Below are 15,488 nucleotides of genomic sequence, written 5' to 3' on the forward strand. Positions count from 1 at the left end.
CCAAATCATGATCACGGACAAGGAACGCCAGGAGGCAGCTGACGCGCTGCTGAAGGCCGAAGTCGAACGCAAGCCAATCGTCCAACCAAGCAAGACATATCCGAACCTGGAACTCGAAGACGCCTACAAAATACAAGCGCTCTGGGCGCAGGCGCGGATTGCCAAAGGCGCACGGATCGCTGGCCACAAGATCGGACTAACGTCGCGGGCAATGCAGATGGCCTCGAAAATGACGGAGCCCGATTACGGCGTCATTCTCGACGACGCTCTCTTCAATGACGGAGCGCAGATCAAAGCGGATCTGTTCATCAAGCCCCGTCTCGAAGTCGAACTCGCATTCGTAATGGGCGAGGATCTCGAAGGTCCAAGCACCCGCATCTATGACGTCATGCGGGCGACCGAATTTGTCGTTCCCGCTCTCGAAATCATCGACTATCGAACCGAAGTGCCAAGAGCCATCACCGACACAATCGCCGACAACGCGGCTTTCGGAGCGATCGTCATAGGTGGTCGCATCGTTCGACCGATGGATGTCGATATCCGCTGGGTCGGTGCGACGCTTTCGAAAAACGGCATTATCGAGGAATCCGGCGTTTCCGCAGCCATCATGGGCCATCCAGCCGCTGGAATCGCATGGCTCGTGAACAAGCTCCATGCTGTCGGCGGCGGCTTGAAGAAGGGCCAGATCGTTCTTGCCGGCTCGTTCACCCGCCCCGTGGATATCGCCAAGGGCGACGTCATCCAGGCCGATTACGGGCCGGCCGGCTCCATCGGCGTTTCGTTCGTGTGAGGTGACGATGGAACTCCCTGTCAATCACTTTAAGCGAAAGCTCATGGCCGGACAAAGCCAGATCGGTCTATGGTGCGGCCTTCCGGGAAGCTACGCAGCGGAAATCGTCGCGCCATCGGGTTTCGATTGGCTGCTGTTCGACACCGAGCATTCTCCCAGTGACGTCCTCACCGTCCTGCCCCAATTGCAGGCGGTTGCGCCCTACAACGTTTCGCCCGTCGTACGCCCTGCCTTCAACGACCCCGTGCTGATCAAGCGGTTTCTGGACATCGGGGTGCAGACGCTGCTCGTTCCATATGTGCAGAACGAGGAGGAGGCGATGGCCGCCGTAGCAGCCATACGGTATCCGCCGCGCGGGATTCGTGGTGTCTCCGCCTTGACGCGTGCCACCCGCTTCGGGCGTGTTGCGAACTACGCGCAGATCGCGGGGCAGGAGATATGCCTGCTTCTTCAAATCGAGACCCGTGAAGCGCTCGATCGTCTCGAGTCCATCGCCGCTGTCGAAGGAGTGGACGGCATCTTCATCGGGCCGGCTGATCTCGCGGCGAGCTTTGGCCATCCTGGTCAACCGGGTCACCCTGAAGTGGTTGCGGCGATCGAAGACGCGATAAGGCGCCTGAAGGCGCTTGGAAAGCCGACCGGCATACTCACCCCCGACGAGAAGTTCGCAGCCCGCTGCATATCGCTGGGGATGCTGTTTACCGCCGTCGGTGTGGACGTCGCACTACTTGCAAGAGGATCCGAGGCGCTCGCGGCTAGGTTCGCATCTTAGGGAGTTCGAAGATGCCGACGCGGAAACAAATTTTGGCTGAGATAGCGCCGACCGGCGCGATCAGGGCCGCCGTCAACATGTCGAATTCGGCGTTGGTCCGATGGGACGATGAGGCGGCCGCCTTCGTCGGTCCGAGCACTGAGATAGCCCGCAAGATCGCCGAACAACTTGATTGCGGCCTCTTCCTGATCCAGTACGGCTCGGCCGCCGACATACTTGCCGATGCGGGCGGCAATGAATGGGACATCGCTTTCATTGCCTCTGATCCATCAAGAGCCGACCGTTTCTCCTTTTCGCCTCCATACATCTCCGTCAAAGCGACCTATCTCGTGCCTGACAGTTCGTCCTTCCGGCGGGTCCAAGACGTTGACGTCGAAGGAGTCCGGATTGCCTCTGCAAGGAGTGCGGCCTACACGAAACAGCTCGAACGAATGCTTGAAAGAGCAACGGTTTTGCACACTGACAGCCCCGCATCAGCCGTCGATCTACTTGTCGGATCCCAGTGTAATGCGGCCGCTGGATTGACCGAATATCTCATCCAGACCTCGGTGCGCATTTCGGGCTTCCGGCTCGTGGAAGGAACATTCTCCGAAATCCCCCAGACGATCGCCGTGCATAAAAGAGCCATCCATGCCTCAGCCTTTTTCGCAGATTTCATACATGATATGCATGGCGCCCCATAGGCGACCTGGTCGCCGGGGTCCGCTTGGCTGGGCAATGATGGGCGGCATTCTCGTTGCGACCGTTCTGACCATTCTGGATTCTCCTCGCTGTCCGCCTCGCCTGAGTTCGCGCCGATTCCATTGCCGCCCCGAACAGGCTAAGCTGCAAAGGAATGCCGGAAGACCAGCCGTGATCCCGGCCGTTCGTTGACGGGGAGGGCGCGACATGGCCGATTATAGTCTGGAGACAAGCTGGCGCCCGGTCGAAGGCAGCTTCGGGCGCTTGATCCTCACGCTCAACAATCTTTCGGCCGAGCCGCTGTCCGGCTTCTCGCTCTGCTATACGTCGGAGACGAGGGTTGCGGACAAACATGTCTGCGACGGCGGCAACCTCAAGCGGCAGGTCGCGCATTTTCATGAGTTCCTGCCACCCGAGGGGCTGAGCGTGCCGCCGGGCGGGCGTTGGCGGTTCACGGTCGAGGGGCTGAGCAGAGAGCCGAAACATCTCACGGCTGGCGTTAAATCCGCTTATCTGACACTTGCCGACGGCCGTCACCTTCCCGTCGATTTCGGCGATCTGATGCTCGAAGGCCTGGATGGCGGTGTGTCGCCGCCGCTTCTGCCGCCCGGCAAAGCCAATGAACCCTATGCGCTGCTCCCCTGGCCGCTGTCGCTCGGGCTGAAGGCGGGTGACTTGCCGGCCACCCTCCATCCGGCCGAGAAGACGTGGCCTGATGCGATCGAGGCCCTCTCACAGGTTGTTTCACTTTACCAGCGCCTCTACCCAGCCGAAGACGCGCCGTTTTCGTTGAGTGCAGTCGATGGCGGGCGGCGCATTCGTTTCGTCGCCGAATCGTCGATCGCTGCCTTCGCCCACGAGCTGCGTTTCACCGCGCATGAGATCGTGCTTTCGAGCGCGGATGAAGCGGGGCGGCGCTACGGCCTCATCAGTCTGGCGCAGCTGCTGCACGGCGCCCGCGCCGATGGCGAAAGATTTAAATTCCCCAATTTTGGCACGATCGCCGACCAGCCGCGTTATGACTGGCGCGGCTGCCATCTCGATGTGTCCCGGCAGTTCTATCCGGTCGCCGACGTCCAGCGGCTGATCGATATCCTGGCCTGGAACAAGCTCAATATCTTTCATTGGCACCTGACCGACGACGAAGCCTGGCGGCTGGAGATCAAGGCCTATCCAGGGCTGACAGAGATCGGCGCGCGGCGTGGGCCGGACGAGGTCCTCGTGCCACAGCTCGGCGACGGAGCGGAAACACGCGCCGGCCATTACACGCAGGATGATGTCCGGCAGGTCGTTGCGCACGCCGCCTCGCTCGGTGTCGAGGTGGTGCCGGAAATCGACATTCCCGGCCACAGCACCGCAACCTTGTTCTCGCTGCCCGAGCTCGTCGACGGGCAGGAAGCGCCCGACAGCTATCGCGCGGTGCAGGGTTACCCCAACAATGCGCTCAACCCTGCGGTCGAATTCACTTACGAATTTCTCGGCAAGGTGTTCGACGAGATCGTGGCGCTGTTTCCGAGCGAGTATCTCCATATCGGCGGCGACGAGGTGGCAGAGGGCGCCTGGCTTTCCTCCCCTCTCTGCCAGGCGCTGATGAAGCGGGAGAAGCTTGCCGGCACCGCCGAACTGCAGTCCTATTTCCTGAAGCGCATCAAGACCATGCTGTCGGAGCGCGGCAGAAAGCTCGCCGGCTGGAACGAGGTCTCGCATGGCGGTGGCGTCGACCGTGATGGCACGCTGCTGATGGCCTGGGAAAAGCCCGCCGCCGGCATCGAGCTGGCGCAGCAAGGCTACGACCTGGTGATGACGCCGGGACAGGCCTACTATCTCGACATGGCGCAGGCCGAAGCCTGGGCGGAGCCCGGCGCGGCATGGGCGGGCTATTCGCCGCCGGATCATACCTATGCTTACGAGGCCGAGGGTGAGTTGCCTGGGGCGCTGCAGGAGAAGATGCGCGGCATCCAGGCCTGCATCTGGACTGAAAACTTCATCTCACGCGCCTATTTCAACCGGCTGGTCTTTCCGCGTCTTCCGGCCGTCGCCGAGGCCGCGTGGACACCGTCGGATCGGAAGGATTGGGATCGGTTTGCGGCGATCGTGCGGATGTGGCCGGAGCTTTAAAGAGCCGCCGCTTCGGCTTTCAGCCCGAGCAGCGCTGCGCCGATCAGGCCGGGTTCGATGCGGCATTGGCTGCGCACCACCAGCGGACGGTCGAACTTGCGAAGGATGCGGGCGCGCACGGCGTGGTCGAGCTCCGCAAGCAATGGCTCAACATTAGACAGGCCGCCGCCGACCGGCACGATGGTCGCGCCGGTGATGTTGATCGTCAGCGCCAGGGGCGAGGCGACGAGATCGACATAAACGTCGATCGTCCGTGCCGCCTTCTCCTCGCCATCTTGCCATTGGGCGATGATCTCTTCGCTCGAGAGATCGAGATCGTGCAGCGTCTTGTGCAGACGCTCCAGGCCGCGGGCGCCGCCGACGGTGTCGACGCAGCCCTTCTGGCCGCAGCCGCAGGCATAGGCGGGAATGGCGGCAGGCGGATTGCCGGCTGCCGTGGCGACGATCGGTCCGTGACCCCATTCGCCGGCAAAACCGCCGGCCGCATTGACGAGACGGCCATCGGCAATCAGGCCGCCGCCGACGCCGGTGCCGAGGATGGCGCCGAAGACGATGCGGTGGCCGCGACCGGCGCCAAGGCCGGCCTCGGCCATCGCGAAACAGTCGGCGTCGTTGGCGATCAGTGCCGGCAGACCGAGTTCGGCTTCGAGATCGGCGGCCAGCCTGCGGCCATGGATGCAGGGAATGTTGGCGCAGATCAGTCGCTGCGTATCGGGGTCGACGACGCCGGCAATGGACAGCGCAATGCGACTCGGCTCTTCGCCGGTTTCGGCGATGATGGCGCGCAGGGTGTCGACGAAAGCGGCGAAATCATCCTTCGGCGTCGGCCGCCGGCCGAGGGGGACGATGTCCGTCTCGGAACGGGCAATGCCACCCTTGATGGCGGAGCCGCCGATGTCGAATGAGATGATCATTGCCACCCTGCCGTTTCTCTGGTCTGTGGTGTCTGCTCGCACTGTTGGCGGGGAATTACAAGCCTTCATTCCGCCACTCGCGGCGCGCTTGCGGTGCAGAGGGGAATGATCTAGCCAAATCGCCATCAACAGCTATTCCCATCGCACAAGTCATTCAATTGGCATATTGCGCGGCCAAAATCCGAGCCTGCACTTCCATCACTCACTGGTATCATGACCATCGAAAACGCCGATTTCCACAGACGCAGAAGACCCCGTCCACCCCGCCCCAAAGGCCGTCGCCTTTCATCCATGCTGCGTCAGCTGGCCGCCGACCGGAGCCGGGAGCGGATTTCGATCGGCGACCTGTTCCACACGATGGGCGACAGGGCGATCAGCGCACTTATGCTGATTTTCGCGCTGCCGAACGCTTTTCCGACGCCGCCCGGGACTTCGGCAGTGCTCGGCGCGCCGTTGGTCTTTCTGGCGGCACAGTTGACCTTCGGACTGAAGCCCTGGCTGCCGAGCTTGATTGCCGACCGTTCGATCCGGCGGGAGGATTTCGAAACCATTGTCGGCCGAATCCATCGCTGGCTCGCCTGGGCGGAGCGGATGCTGAAACCGAGGCTGGCGATCTTCGCCGAGCCGCCGGCCGAATATCTCGCCGGGGCCGCATGCCTGATGCTGTCGATCGTACTGCTGCTGCCGGTGCCACTCGGCAACATGCTGCCGGCGGTCACGATCTCGGTCTTCGCTTTCAGCATATTGGGCCGCGACGGACTCTTCGCGCTGGTCGGCTTCATCATGACGGCCGTGTCGCTGGTCGTTGCCGGCGGCGTGGTTTACGGCCTGGTGAAGGCGGCGATCTATCTCGTCATGCAATGGTTTGCCTGAGTAGGCGTAGGTTATTTGGCGGAGCTCTTTTCAACAGGCTCGACATTTGCCGGAATTTTGTTTTGATCTGGCGCGATACAATTTCAAATCATGTTCGGCGGCGGCACGCCGGCTCACTTTGCGTGGTAGGCATTCAATGGCAAAAAGATCCGAGACTGCGGCACGCCTCGACGATGCGGCACGAGCCGGCTGGCTCTATTACGTCGCCGGGCGCACGCAGGATGAAATCGCCGCCGCGATGGGCATCTCGCGGCAATCGGCGCAGCGGCTGGTGTCGCTGGCGGTTGCCGAGCGTCTGATCAAGGTGCGCCTCGATCATCCGATCGCCGCCTGCCTGGAGCTCGCCAGCCAGCTGCGGCGGAAATTCGGGCTGAAACATGTGGAGGTGGTGCCAAGCGATTCCGGGTCGTCGGCGACTGTCGGTATTGCGGAGGCGGCCGCGGCCGAGATCGAGCGGTGGCTGAAACGGGCCGAGCCGATCGTGCTTGCCGTCGGTACTGGCCGTACGCTGAAGGCGGCCGTCGACCAGCTTCCGGCGATCGAATGTCCCAATCACCGCATCGTCTCGCTGACCGGCAATATCGCCCCTGACGGATCGGCCGCCTATTACAACGTCATCTTCAGCATGGCCGATGCAGTGAAGGCGCGGCACTATCCGATGCCGCTGCCGGTGCTCGTCACCTCGGCGGAAGAGCGAGAGCTGCTGCATGGCCAGCAGTTGGTGCGCTCGACTCTCGACATGAGCGCGCAGGCCGACGTCACCTTCGTCGGCATCGGCGAGCTCGGCATCGATGGGCCGCTTTGCGTCGACGGTTTCCTCGAAAAGGACGAGATGATGGAGCTGATGCGCGGTGGCGCCGTCGGCGAGATCTGCGGCTGGATCTTCGACGTCGACGGCAGGTTGCTCGATAACCCGATCAACGAACGCGTCGCGTCGGCGCCGATTCCGTCCCGCGACACGTCGATGGTCATCGGTCTGGCCAAGGGCAAGCGCAAGTTCAAGGCGATCCGGGCCGCCATTGTCGGCCAGCAAATCAATGCTCTGATTACCGACGAAGAGACGGCTGAGTTTTTGCTCAGGAATTGAGCAAAAAATACCTATTTTTAATCAATTGGATAGCTAGTTCCTTCGGCACCGCAGCAACGATTACCGATTGACATTCTTTATCGTTTATTGAGTAATTGCCCATGAGCGAAGCGAATGCTCACACCCAATCTTCTGGGAGGAAGATTATGACATTGAGAACTTTTCTGCTGGGCGCCTGCTCAGCACTGGCGTTTGCCGGCATGGCTTCGGCTGAGACGCTGACAATCGCAACCGTCAACAACGGCGACATGATCCGGATGCAAAAGCTGACGGATGATTTCAAGGCGAAGAATCCCGGCATCGACCTCGAATGGGTCACCCTCGAAGAGAACGTGCTGCGCCAGAAGGTCACGACCGACATCGCGACCAAGGGCGGCCAGTACGACGTATTGACGATCGGCACTTACGAAGTTCCGATCTGGGCAAAGCAGGGTTGGCTGCTGCCGCTCGACAATCTCGGCGCCAATTATGACGTCGACGACTTGCTGCCGGCGATCCGCAGTGGCCTGACCGTGGACGGCAAGCTCTATGCTGCGCCGTTCTACGGCGAAAGCTCGATGGTCATGTATCGCAAGGACCTGTTTGACGCCGCCGGCCTGAAGATGCCCGACGCGCCGACCTGGGATTTCGTTGCCGACGCCGCCCGCAAGATCACCAACAAGGACAAGGAAATCTACGGCATCTGCCTGCGTGGGAAGGCCGGCTGGGGCGAGAACATGGCCTTCCTGACGGCCATGTCCAACTCCTTCGGCGCTCGCTGGTTCGATGAAAAGTGGAAGCCGCAGTTCGATCAGCCGGAGTGGAAGGACACGCTCGACTTCTACGTCAAGCTGATGAAGGATGCCGGCCCTCCGGGCGCCTCCTCCAACGGCTTCAACGAGAACCTGGCGCTCTTCCAGACCGGCAAGTGCGGCATGTGGATCGACGCAACGGTTGCCGCTTCCTTCGTCGCCGATCCGAAGCAGTCGCAGGTCGCCGACAAGGTCGGCTTTGCGCTCGCCCCGGACAAGGGCCTCGGCAAGCGCGGCAACTGGCTCTGGGCCTGGAGCCTTGCCATTCCGGCGGGCTCGCAGAAGGTCGAAGCTGCCGAGAAGTTCGTCGCCTGGGCGACGAGTAAGGAATACAGCAATCTCGTCGCTGAGAAGCAAGGCTGGCTGAACGCACCTCCGGGCACCCGCAAGTCGCTCTATGCGAATGCGGACTACCAGAAGGCGGCGTCGTTTGCCAAGATGACGCTCGACTCGATCGAGGCGGCCGATCCGACCAAGCCGACCGTCAAGCCGGTCCCTTATGTCGGCGTCCAGTTCGTGGCGATCCCGGAATTCCAGGGTATCGGTACGGCGGTGGGTCAGCAGTTCTCGGCAGCCCTTGCCGGCCAGCTTTCGGTCGATCAGGCTCTGCAAGCCGCGCAGCAGTTGACCACGCGCGAAATGACCAAAGCCGGCTACATTAAATAAAACCTCCTGAGCAAGAGGTGGATTCTTGACGATCCGCCCCTCTGGGCCGCCGATTGCCCGAACTGCATCGGCGGCCTCTTTTTCAGACAAAGCTTTCCTGCGGCCGCTCCCCGCTTCAGATCAGATCGGTGATTGCCATGGCAACCTTGCATACCCGCTCCGCAGCGCGCCTGATGATTGCGCCCTCCGTGCTGCTCCTCTTTGCATGGATGATCGTCCCACTTGCGATGACGATCTATTTCTCGCTGCTGAACTACAATCTGCTCAGCCCCGGCATGGAGAGTTTCGTCGGTCTGCTCAACTACGAATACTTCCTGTCCGATCCGGCCTTCATCGCGGCGCTGATCAATACGCTACTGCTCGTCGCCGGCGTTCTGCTGATCACCGTCATCGGCGGCATCGCCTTTGCGCTGCTGCTCGATCAGCCGATGTACGGACAGGGCATCGTGCGCATCCTTGTCATCGCGCCGTTTTTCGTCATGCCGACGGTGGCCGCGCTGGTGTGGAAGAATATGTTCATGAATCCGGTCAACGGCCTTTTTGCGCATCTTGCCAAGGCGCTCGGCCTGCAGCCGATCGACTGGCTGGCGAATGCGCCGCTGTTTTCCGTCATTCTCATCGTCGCCTGGCAGTGGCTGCCCTTTGCGACCCTCATCATGCTGACGGCGCTGCAGTCGCTTGACGAGGAGCAGAAGGAAGCCTCCGAAATGGACGGCGCCGGGCCGATCTCGAAATTCATCTACATCATCCTGCCGCATATGGCGCGGGCCATCACCGTGGTTATCCTGATTCAGACGATCTTCCTGCTTTCGGTCTTCGCCGAAATCCTCGTCACCACCAATGGCGGGCCGGGCACCGACAGCACCAACCTCACATATCTCGTCTATGCCCAGGCTCTGCTGCAGTTCGATATCGGCGGCGCTTCGGCGGGCGGCATCGTCGCCGTCGTGCTTGCCAATATCGTCGCGATCTTCCTCGTCCGCCTTGTCGGCAAGAATCTGGAGGCTTGAGATGGCCAGAAAAGTCACAACCCGGCGCAAGGTCATCGTCACCGCGATCGCCTGGACGCTCGGCATCCTGATCTTCTTCCCGATCCTGTGGACCTTCCTGACCAGCTTCAAGTCGGAAGCCGACGCCATCGCCTCGCCGCCGCAGTTCCTGTTCTTCCACTGGACGACGGAGAACTATGCGGAGGTGCAAAGTCGATCGAACTATCTCAGCCACTTCATGAACTCGGTGATCATTTCCTTCGGCTCGACGCTGATCGGCCTGATCATCGCGATCCCGGCCGCCTGGGCGATGGCGTTTTCGCCAACCAAGCGGACCAAGGACGTGCTGATGTGGATGCTGTCGACCAAGATGATGCCGCCGGTGGGCGCGCTGATCCCGATCTATCTGCTGTTCCGCAATTCCGGCCTGCTCGACACACGCACCGGGCTGGTGATCGTGCTGACGCTGATCAACCTGCCGATCATCGTCTGGATGCTCTACACCTATTTCAAGGAAATTCCCGGCGAGATCCTCGAAGCGGCCCGCATGGACGGCGCATCGCTGATGAAAGAGATCGTCTATGTGCTGACGCCGATGGCGGTGCCCGGCATCGCCTCGACGCTGCTTCTGAACATCATCCTTGCCTGGAACGAGGCGTTCTGGACCCTCAATCTCACCGCCTCGAAGGCCGCGCCGCTGACGGCCTTCATCGCCTCCTATTCCAGTCCGGAAGGTCTGTTCTATGCCAAACTCTCGGCGGCATCGACGATGGCGATCGCGCCGATCCTGATCCTCGGCTGGTTCAGCCAGAAACAACTCGTCCGCGGCCTGACCTTCGGCGCTGTGAAATAAGATAAAGGGAGACAAACATGGGCAGCATTACCCTTCAGAAGGTTTCCAAGGTCTTCGGCGAAGCCAAGGTCATCCCTTCGATCGATCTCGACATAAAGGACGGCGAATTCGTCGTCTTCGTCGGCCCGTCGGGCTGCGGCAAATCCACGTTGCTGAGGCTGATCGCCGGTCTCGAGGATGTCTCCGGCGGCAAGATCGTCATCGACGGTCGCGACGCTACCGAAAAGGCGCCGTCGGAGCGCGGCCTTGCCATGGTGTTCCAGTCCTATGCGCTCTATCCGCATATGAGCGTGCGCAACAACATCGCCTTCCCGCTGAAGATGGCGGGTGTCGACAAGGCGGAGATAGACCGCAAGGTCTCGGATGCGGCCCGCGTGCTCAATCTCACCGACTATCTGGAGCGCAAGCCGCGCCAGCTCTCCGGCGGCCAGCGCCAGCGCGTCGCGATCGGCCGCGCCATCGTGCGCCAGCCTTCGGCCTTCCTGTTCGACGAACCGCTGTCGAACCTCGATGCCGCGCTGCGTGTCAACATGCGCCTCGAAATCAGCGAGCTGCATCAGCAGCTCAAGACGACGATGGTCTACGTCACCCACGACCAGGTCGAGGCGATGACTATGGCCGACAAGATCGTCGTCTTGAACAGGGGCAATATCGAGCAGGTCGGCTCGCCGCTCGAACTCTACAGCCGCCCGCGAAACCTTTTCGTCGCCGGTTTCATCGGCTCGCCGAAGATGAATTTCATCAAGGGCCAGAACGCCGCACAGCTCGGCGCCCATACGATCGGCATCCGCCCCGAACATATGCTGCTGTCGATGGAGAGCGGCGACTGGAAGGGCAGGGTCGTGGTCGCCGAGCATCTCGGCTCCGACACCTTCCTGCATATCGATGCCGACGGCATCGGCATGGTGACGGCGCGCGGCAGCGGCGATTTTGCCGCCAAGGCTGGAGACACGGTCTACCTGACGCCGGACCGTTCGCGTATTCACAAATTCAACGAGGGCGGCCTCGCCATCTGAGGCGGGCGGCCGGGCTGGGGGCAGGCATGCGAGCCGGGCGATGGCGCCTGGCCGTTTCGGCAAGACCTTCAAGAGGACTGAAACATGACGTGCAAACTATCGCTGGCAACGCTTTCCGACGCGGCGCACACTGCCGCCGTGCCTGGATATGACAGGGCGTCGCTGAAAGCCGGCATCGTGCACTTCGGCGTCGGCAATTTCCACCGCGCCCATCAGGCGGTCTATCTCGACGACCTCTTCAACTCAGGCGCGGATCACGACTGGGCGATCGTCGGCGCCGGTGTGCTGCCGTCGGATGCCGCCATGCGCGAAAAGCTTGCGGCCCAGGATTTTCTGACGACGGTGGTCGAGCAGGACAACAACAAGACGGCGGCGCGCGTCACCGCGCCGATGATCGATATCCTGCCGGTCGGCGATGCCGCCGCGATCATCGCCCGGCTCGCCGATCCCGAAATTCGCATCGTCTCGATGACGATCACCGAGGGCGGTTATTTCATCGATGCATCGGGCACATTCAATCCGGCCCATCCGGCGATCGCTGCCGACGGAAACAGCCCCAACGCGCCGAAGACGGTGTTCGGCCTGATCGTCGCCGGCCTTAAGGCGCGCAAGGCGAAGGGCATCGGCCCTTTCACCGTCATGTCCTGCGACAACATTCCCCATAACGGCATCGTCACCGCCAATGCCGTGGTCGGCACGGCGGCACTTTCGGATTCCGGCTTTGCCGAGTGGATCCGGGAAAACGTCGCCTTCCCGAATGCGATGGTCGACCGCATCACGCCGGCAACCGGCCAGCGGGAGATCGATTTCCTCAAGGACAATTTCGAGATCGAGGACAATTGGCCGGTCTACTGCGAGGAATTCAAGCAGTGGGTGCTGGAGGACAAGTTCACCGCCGGCCGGCCGGCGCTGGAAAAGGTCGGCGTCACCTTCGTTCCCGATGTCACGCCCTATGAGCATATGAAGATCCGCATCCTCAACGGCGGGCATGCGGCGATCGCCTATCCGGCAGCGCTGATGGACATTCATTTCGTTCACGATTCCATGGAAGATCCGTTGATTCGTGCCTTCCTAGCCAAGCTCGAGAAAGACGAGATCATCCCGATCGTGCCGCCGGTGCCGGACACGTCGCTAACGGATTATTTCGCGCTGATCGAACACCGCCTGCTCAACCCGAAGATTGCCGACACCATTCCGCGGCTGGCGCAGGACGGCTCCAACCGCCAGCCGAAATTCATCCTGCCGTCGACGCTCGACAATCTCAGCCAGGGCAGGGATGTCGTCGGCCTGGCGCTGGTTTCGGCGCTCTGGTGCCGCTATTTCGCCGGCAAGACCGACAGCGGCAAGGATATCGTCTTCAACGACGCCAGCGCCGAGCGCCTGCACGCGGCAGCGCTGAAGGCAAAGGACGATCCGTCGGCCTTTCTCGCCTTCGACGATATTTTCGGCGAGGTGGCGAAATCCGAACTTTTCCGCAAGCGTTTCGCCCATGCTCTCAAAACTCTGTGGGAAAAGGGCACGCGGGAGACACTGCAGCTCTATCTCGACGGGAAGCTCGCAGTGTAGGGAATCTGGATGGCCGCATCTGTTGCCGCCGTCCATCCGGCCTTGCGAGGAAGCGGGACGGTCGTGCGTCCGAAATTGAACTCAGGTTGGGTCCTCCATGGCTGATGCTGAACCAAGGCTGATCATCTTCGATTGCGACGGCGTGCTCGTCGACAGCGAGCCGATCTCGATCAGCGTGCTGGTTGCGGCGATGAACGATCTCGGCGTCCCGATCACCGAGGATCAGGCCTATGAGCGCTTTCTCGGCCGCAGCCTGTCGACGATGGTCGACAGGCTGGACACCGAATTCAACGTCCATGCCGGCGAGGAATTTCTCGAGCGCATTCGCACCGATCTCTACGCCCGTTTTCGCACCGAATTGAAGCCGATCGACGGTATCGCCGCGACGATCGACGGGCTTGGCATTCGCTGTTGCGTCGCATCCTCAAGCCAGATGGAGCGGATCCGGCTGTCGCTGTCCCTCACCGGGCTTCTCGGCAGGCTGCCCGACATCTTCAGCGCGACGATGGTCAAGCGCGGCAAACCTGCGCCCGATCTTTTCCTGCATGCGGCGCGTGAAATGCAGGTGGAGCCTGCGCATTGCATTGTCGTCGAGGACAGCCCGGCCGGCATTGCCGCCGCCAAGGCGGCGGGTATGACGGTCTTCGCCTTCACCGGCGGATCGCATGCCAACTTCGCCGGCTATCGCGCCGAACTTGACCGGCTTTCGCCGGAAGTGGTGTTTGACGCCATGCCTGAATTGATACACCTTGTCCGCAACCATAAGCTGGACGGGATCAAGGTTTGATGCGGGAACATGTGGTTGCGGTGGATGTCGGCACCGGCAGTGCGCGCGCCGGCGTCTTCGATGCCCGTGGCCGCCTGCTCGCCAAGGCCGAACATCCGATTGTGATGAACCGGCCGCGCGAGAACCATGCCGAGCACGATTCCGAAGACATCTGGTCCGCCGCCTGCGCGGCGGTGCGCAGGGCGATGGAGCAATCCGGCATTCCTGCAGCCTCGGTCGGCGCGATCGGCTTCGACGCCACCTGTTCGCTTGTCGTCCGCGATGTCGAAGGCCGGCAGCTCAGCGTTTCCACCGGCGGCGAGAGGCGGTTCGATACGATCGTCTGGCTCGATCACCGGGCGCTGAAGGAAGCCGATTTCTGCACGGCGACCGAGCACGCTGTGCTTGAACATTCCGGGCATGTCATGTCGCCCGAAATGGAGATGCCGAAGCTGATGTGGCTGAAGAAGAAGCTGCCCTCCACATGGGAAAAGGCCGGCTATTTCTTCGATCTCGCCGATTTCATGACGTGGAAATCGACCGGATCGTCTGCCCGGTCGCGCTGCACGTTGACGGCGAAATGGAACTATCTCGCTCATGTCGAAAAGGGCTGGCAGCAGGATTTCCTGGAGCGGATTGGTCTCGATGACCTTCAGGCGCGTGGCCAACTGCCGGATGAGACCGTGCCGGTCGGCGGCAGCGTCGGCCGGCTGACGCCTGGTGCGGCGGAGGCGTTGGGGCTGACCACCGACTGCCATGTCTCCGCCGGGATGATCGACGCCTATGCCGGCGCACTCGGCGCACTCGGCGGTTATGCCGCCGATCCTGCAAAGCGCGAGCACCAGCTGGCGCTGATCGCCGGCACGTCGAGCTGTATTGTCACCTTCTCCAGGGAACGCAAGCCGAGCCATGGCATGTGGGGACCCTATTACGAGGCGGTCTTCCCAAAATCCTGGCTGGTGGAGGCCGGGCAATCGGCGACCGGCGCACTGCTCGACCACATCGTGCGCATGCATGCCGCCGGCGGCGAACCGACGGCGGCGCTGCATCACAGGATCGTTGCACGCATCGCCGAATTGCGCGCCGAGGAGGGCGATGCCTTCGGGGGCCGCATTTTCGTGCTGCCGGATTTCCATGGCAATCGCTCACCGCTTGCCGATCCGCACGCCGTTGGCGTCGTCAGCGGGCTGAGCCTCGATACGTCCTTCGATGGCCTCTGCACACTTTACTGGCGCACCGCCGTGGCGATTGCGCTCGGCATCCGCCATATCCTGGAAATGATGAGGGAATACGGCTACGTACCCGATACGCTGCATATTGCCGGCGGGCATGTAAAGAACCCCGTGCTGATGGAACTCTACAGCGATGCGACCGGCTGCAAGATCGTGGTGCCGAAGATGAACGAGGCGGTTCTGCTCGGCACCGCGATCGCCGCATCCGTCGCCTGCGGCTTTTACGGGGATTTGGCGGCGGCCGGCGAGGCGATGTATCCGGGCGGCGATGAACGGCTCCCCGACAAGGCAAAACAGGCGCTCTACGACCACGACTACCGTCGCCTTCTCACCATGCACCGGCATCGCGCCGAGCTGGAAACGATGCAATAACG

At 61.8% G+C, this 15,488-nt stretch carries 14 protein-coding genes; 13 read left to right on the forward strand and 1 reads right to left on the reverse strand.

Annotated features, from left to right (window positions below):
* The first annotated feature begins 7 nt into the window (after positions 1–7).
* From hpaH to ACS4RS_RS10330, 4 genes are all read left to right on the forward strand, one after another.
* Positions 8–790 carry a 2-oxo-hept-4-ene-1,7-dioate hydratase gene (gene hpaH / locus ACS4RS_RS10315; RefSeq protein ID WP_439011038.1) on the forward strand — a complete coding sequence of 261 codons (783 nt, stop codon included), beginning with the start codon at positions 8–10 and terminating at the stop codon, positions 788–790.
* A gap of 7 nt (positions 791–797) precedes the next feature.
* Positions 798–1,562, forward strand: coding sequence for a 4-hydroxy-2-oxoheptanedioate aldolase (hpaI, locus tag ACS4RS_RS10320; protein WP_439011037.1), 765 nt, complete (start codon positions 798–800; stop codon positions 1,560–1,562).
* An 11-nt stretch (positions 1,563–1,573) separates the two neighbouring features.
* Positions 1,574–2,245, forward strand: a complete 672-nt coding sequence (locus tag ACS4RS_RS10325) for a transporter substrate-binding domain-containing protein (RefSeq protein ID WP_439011036.1) — start codon at positions 1,574–1,576, stop codon at positions 2,243–2,245.
* A 205-nt stretch (positions 2,246–2,450) separates the two neighbouring features.
* Complete coding sequence (locus ACS4RS_RS10330; protein ID WP_439011035.1) at positions 2,451–4,361, forward strand: family 20 glycosylhydrolase; 1,911 nt, start codon at positions 2,451–2,453, stop codon at positions 4,359–4,361.
* Here the strand turns inward: ACS4RS_RS10330 and ACS4RS_RS10335 are convergent.
* The gene (locus ACS4RS_RS10335) at positions 4,358–5,275 is read right to left on the reverse strand and encodes an ROK family protein (RefSeq protein WP_439011034.1); all 918 of its coding nucleotides are present in this window, start codon (positions 5,273–5,275) and stop codon (positions 4,358–4,360) included. The genes ACS4RS_RS10330 and ACS4RS_RS10335 overlap by 4 nt on opposite strands.
* 294 nt (positions 5,276–5,569) lie before the next feature.
* Between ACS4RS_RS10335 and ACS4RS_RS10340 the strand changes: the two genes are divergently transcribed.
* The 9 genes from ACS4RS_RS10340 to ACS4RS_RS10380 all read left to right on the forward strand — a co-directional run bounded on the left by ACS4RS_RS10340 (position 5,570) and on the right by ACS4RS_RS10380 (position 15,486).
* Positions 5,570–6,148 carry an exopolysaccharide biosynthesis protein gene (locus tag ACS4RS_RS10340; RefSeq protein ID WP_439011857.1) on the forward strand — a complete coding sequence of 193 codons (579 nt, stop codon included), beginning with the start codon at positions 5,570–5,572 and terminating at the stop codon, positions 6,146–6,148.
* 136 nt (positions 6,149–6,284) lie between these two features.
* A complete protein-coding gene (locus ACS4RS_RS10345) occupies positions 6,285–7,235 on the forward strand; it encodes a sugar-binding domain-containing protein (RefSeq protein WP_439011033.1) in 951 nt (316 codons plus the stop codon).
* A gap of 146 nt (positions 7,236–7,381) precedes the next feature.
* On the forward strand, positions 7,382–8,692 hold the full coding sequence (locus ACS4RS_RS10350) for an extracellular solute-binding protein (protein ID WP_439011032.1): 1,311 nt from the start codon (positions 7,382–7,384) through the stop codon (positions 8,690–8,692).
* 137 nt (positions 8,693–8,829) lie between these two features.
* Positions 8,830–9,702, forward strand: coding sequence for a carbohydrate ABC transporter permease (locus ACS4RS_RS10355; protein ID WP_131711872.1), 873 nt, complete (start codon positions 8,830–8,832; stop codon positions 9,700–9,702).
* A 1-nt stretch (position 9,703) separates the two neighbouring features.
* A complete protein-coding gene (locus ACS4RS_RS10360; RefSeq protein WP_003590144.1) occupies positions 9,704–10,534 on the forward strand; it encodes a carbohydrate ABC transporter permease in 831 nt (276 codons plus the stop codon).
* Between the two features lie 17 nt (positions 10,535–10,551).
* Positions 10,552–11,550: an ABC transporter ATP-binding protein gene (locus tag ACS4RS_RS10365; protein ID WP_003590145.1), complete on the forward strand. Its 999-nt coding sequence runs from the start codon at positions 10,552–10,554 to the stop codon at positions 11,548–11,550.
* Positions 11,551–11,634: 84 nt separating this feature from the next.
* Positions 11,635–13,116 (forward strand): mannitol dehydrogenase family protein, encoded by a 1,482-nt coding sequence (locus ACS4RS_RS10370; RefSeq protein WP_439011031.1) that lies wholly within the window; start codon positions 11,635–11,637, stop codon positions 13,114–13,116.
* A 97-nt stretch (positions 13,117–13,213) separates the two neighbouring features.
* Entirely contained in the window at positions 13,214–13,903 is a 690-nt protein-coding gene (locus ACS4RS_RS10375; protein WP_439011030.1) for an HAD-IA family hydrolase, read from the forward strand.
* Positions 13,903–15,486, forward strand: coding sequence for an FGGY family pentulose kinase (locus tag ACS4RS_RS10380; protein WP_439011029.1), 1,584 nt, complete (start codon positions 13,903–13,905; stop codon positions 15,484–15,486). The genes ACS4RS_RS10375 and ACS4RS_RS10380 overlap by 1 nt, the downstream gene beginning before the upstream one ends.
* The last annotated feature ends 2 nt before the right edge of the window (positions 15,487–15,488 follow it).

It is taken from the genome of Rhizobium sp. F40D2 (genome assembly GCF_051810745.2).
In the GTDB taxonomy this organism is placed as follows: domain Bacteria; phylum Pseudomonadota; class Alphaproteobacteria; order Rhizobiales; family Rhizobiaceae; genus Rhizobium.